The following is a 3,616-nucleotide window of genomic DNA, read 5'->3' as shown; positions in this document are numbered from 1 at the left end:
GAATTGAAGCCACAACCCCAGACCAGATCGCCGCATGACCGACAAGCCTCAAACACCAGATTTGACAATAACTCGATGCAATCGCCTTTAATACAAGTTCGACCAATGTCTGCTTTTGGAACCCTAAACAATCCGGAGATTCACTCCAGTCGTTGTAATGTCTTAGACTCTGACCAGTTCGGAGCGTGGAGCAATACTGCACGAAGTCTATAAGAGCAGGGTTTCTAGAAGTTCACTATCACGTGGCTGGACCGATTGATGGCGACCGTTACAAAACCTTCACTTTCCACACTCTCATAATTCATATATTCATGAATTATGGAAAAATTGATCCCTAACCGCCTTTCGACGCTTGGCCATCCGCAACGGCTGGCCCTGTTCCGGCTGCTGATGCGCCGCTATCCTGATCGCGTTCCCGCGACAGAATTGGCACAGGCGCTTGGCTTTAAATCAAGCACGCTTTCGAGCTATGTGAACGCGCTCATGCATGCCGGTTTGGTAACACAAGAGCGTATAGGAACTTCCCTGCGTTATACGATCGACATGGATGCTGCCCGCGAAACCGTAGGTTACCTTTTGCACGACTGCTGCAGGGGGCGCCCCGAAATTTGCATCCCCAATGCCTACCCTACCCCAGACGGAGATAGTCCAATGAACAACCGCAAGTATGATGTCCTCTTCATATGCACGGGAAATTCCGCCCGCTCGATTTTTGCGGAAGCCATCCTGCGCGATATGGCGGGCGACCGATTCATTGCCCATTCAGCGGGTACTAAGCCCCGCTCGAAGCTAAACCCGTTCGCGCTCGAAGTATTGAAACAAAAAGGATATGATGTGTCGCTTTTACGCGCCAAGAACATTTCCGAGTTCCAAACTGCGGATGCACCAAACTTCGATTTTGTCTTTACCGTATGCGATCAGGCCGCAAATGAGGAATGCCCGTCGTGGCAAGGCCAACCCATCTCGGCGCATTGGGGGCTTCCCGACCCGATCAAAGCGGAAGGCTCGGATGCGGAAAAGAGTCTTGCTTTTCATCAGACATATGGCGCGCTGCGCAACCGCATGATCGCGTTTACCGCCCTGCCGCTTGGCACGCTTGACCGTCTGTCCTTACAAAAGGCTGTCGACAAAATTGGTCAATTTAAAGAGGAAAACCCATCCAAATGACTGTTTATGCACTCAACGGTCTTGGCCGCATTGGCAAACTCGCCCTGAAACCCCTGCTTGACCGGGGGGCAAACATCGCCTGGATTAACGACGCTGTCGGGGGCCCTGAGATGCACGCGCATCTATTTGAGTTCGATACCGTTCATGGGCGGTGGAAAGCAGACTTCGCGCATGACGCAAGCAGCGTTACAATCGATGGCGTGCGCCTGCCATTTATTGGTACGCAGGATATCGCGGCGTTGCCTTTGGAGGGCGTTGATGTTGTGATCGACTGCACAGGCGTCTTTAAGACTGCGGCAAAGATCGCGCCCTATTTCGACGCGGGCGTCAAAAAGGTGATTGTATCGGCCCCCGTGAAGGATGGGGATGCAGCGAATATCGTCTACGGCGTAAATCACGATATCTATAACCCCAGCCGCCACCGCATTGTGACTGCCGCAAGTTGCACGACCAACTGCCTTGCACCGGTCGTGAAGGTCATCCACGAGAACCTGAAAATAAAGCATGGCTCCATCACGACACTTCATAATGTGACAAATACGCAGACCATCGTGGACCGTCCTGCCAAGGACCTTCGCCGTGCCCGATCTGCGCTAAACTCTTTGATCCCGACAACGACCGGCAGTGCGACCGCCATCACAATGATCTATCCAGAATTGAAAGGTCGTCTGAACGGCCATGCGGTCCGCGTGCCGCTGCTCAATGCGTCGCTGACGGATTGCGTGTTCGAGGTGGAGCGTGAGACGACCGCTGAAGATGTCAACGCGATGTTCAAAGCCGCGTCCGAAGGGCCATTGAAAGGTATTCTGGGGTATGAAGAGCGCCCGCTCGTCTCAACCGACTATACCAATGACGAACGGTCCTGCATCATCGACGCGCCATCCACAATGGTCATAAACGGGACGCAGGTGAAGATTTATGCTTGGTACGACAACGAGATGGGCTATGCGCATCGGCTTGTCGATGTGACCTGCATGGTAGGAGGCAGTCTGTGACCAGTACATCTGCGCGGCCAGAGGGCCTGTCGGCCTATATCGCGGTCACCGCATCCTATTGGGCCTTCATGCTTACGGATGGCGCGTTGCGGATGCTGGTATTACTTCACTTCCACACGTTAGGGTTCTCGCCTGTCCAGCTTGCCTATCTCTTTGTTCTATATGAGATTGCAGGCGTGGTGACCAATCTTGGTGCGGGCTGGATCGCCGCGCGGTATGGGCTAACATCGACACTCTATGCCGGTCTTGGTTTACAGGTGGTGGCACTGCTGGCCTTGGCGCAGCTCGATCCCGGTTGGCCGGTCGGTGTGTCGGTTGTCTATGTCATGCTGGTACAGGGTGCGAGCGGAGTCGCAAAGGATCTCGCCAAGATGTCTTCCAAATCGGCCGTAAAGCTGCTTGCACCGTCAGAGCAAGGCGGCCTTTTCCGCTGGGTAGCGCTTCTGACTGGGTCCAAGAACATGGTAAAGGGCGCGGGCTTCCTTCTTGGCGCGGCGCTGCTGGCGACGCTGGGGTTTGTCGGGGCAGTTCTGGCCATGGCTGCGATCTTGGCCGTAAACCTGCTCGCGGTCCTGATTGCCATGCCGCCGGGCCTGCCGAAGGGCCGCAAAGACGCAAAGTTCTCTGAAATCTTTTCCAAATCTGCCAACGTCAATTGGTTGAGCGCTGCACGCGTGTTTCTATTCGGTGCCCGTGACGTCTGGTTTGTTGTCGGTATCCCAGTCTATTTTTATGCTGTACTTTCGGACGGCACGAACGAAGGTAACCGTGCCGCATTCTTCCTGATCGGCACGTTCATGGCCGGTTGGGTGATACTGTATGGTCTAGTACAAGCCAACGCACCTCGCGTTTTGCGGGCGAAAACCCGACCGGAGCCTGAACTGATCGCGGCAGCACGCAGATGGGCTTGGTACCTTGTCGCTGTGCCGTTGGTTCTGACAGCAGCGTCTATTGTTGCAGCGGGTCCGCAGATGTGGCTAACATTTATCCTTGTCGCCGGATTGCTCGCATTCGGCGCGATCTTCGCCGTGAACTCATCCCTGCATTCCTATTTGATTCTTTCCTTTTCCAAAGCCGAACGCGTAACGATGGACGTGGGGTTCTACTACATGGCCAACGCAGTTGGAAGATTAGCTGGAACGCTGCTCTCGGGATTGACCTATCAAGTCGGTGGGCTGGCCTTGATGCTCGGCACTGCGTCAGTGATGGTCGCGCTGTCAGCGATTACGGTCGGGTTCTTGAAACCGAGCCAAGCTTAGACTGTTGAATTCTGCGAGAAATTGACCCGGTTTTCCGAAACACCGTGACCCACTTGTAGCAGAAATTTCGATTATTTTTCAGGAGATTATCATGTTTCAGAGAGGTAATCGCCAAATAGAAAAATGGGGGTGCGGACGAAAACTTGGACTATCTTGGAGATAGTTCATGTATAGCTACGAAGAACGAATGCGCGC

At 54.0% G+C, this 3,616-nt stretch carries 3 protein-coding genes; all 3 read left to right on the top strand.

Annotated features, from left to right (window positions below):
• The first annotated feature begins 318 nt into the window (after window positions 1-318).
• From ACEN2J_RS20500 to arsJ, 3 genes are read left to right on the top strand one after another with little or no spacing between them, the layout of a single operon-like run.
• Window positions 319-1,167, top strand: coding sequence for an arsenate reductase/protein-tyrosine-phosphatase family protein (locus ACEN2J_RS20500; protein ID WP_442108570.1), 849 nt, complete (start codon window positions 319-321; stop codon window positions 1,165-1,167).
• Window positions 1,164-2,162, top strand: a complete 999-nt coding sequence (locus ACEN2J_RS20495) for an ArsJ-associated glyceraldehyde-3-phosphate dehydrogenase (protein ID WP_442108569.1) — start codon at window positions 1,164-1,166, stop codon at window positions 2,160-2,162. Before ACEN2J_RS20500 ends, ACEN2J_RS20495 begins: the two co-directional genes overlap by 4 nt.
• Window positions 2,159-3,421, top strand: coding sequence for an organoarsenical effux MFS transporter ArsJ (gene arsJ, locus ACEN2J_RS20490; RefSeq protein WP_442108567.1), 1,263 nt, complete (start codon window positions 2,159-2,161; stop codon window positions 3,419-3,421). Before ACEN2J_RS20495 ends, arsJ begins: the two co-directional genes overlap by 4 nt.
• The last annotated feature ends 195 nt before the right edge of the window (window positions 3,422-3,616 follow it).

It is taken from the genome of Pseudorhodobacter sp. W20_MBD10_FR17, from assembly GCF_052119765.1.
Lineage (GTDB): Bacteria > Pseudomonadota > Alphaproteobacteria > Rhodobacterales > Rhodobacteraceae > Pseudorhodobacter.
This window is presented reverse-complemented; position numbering and strand designations above follow the sequence as displayed.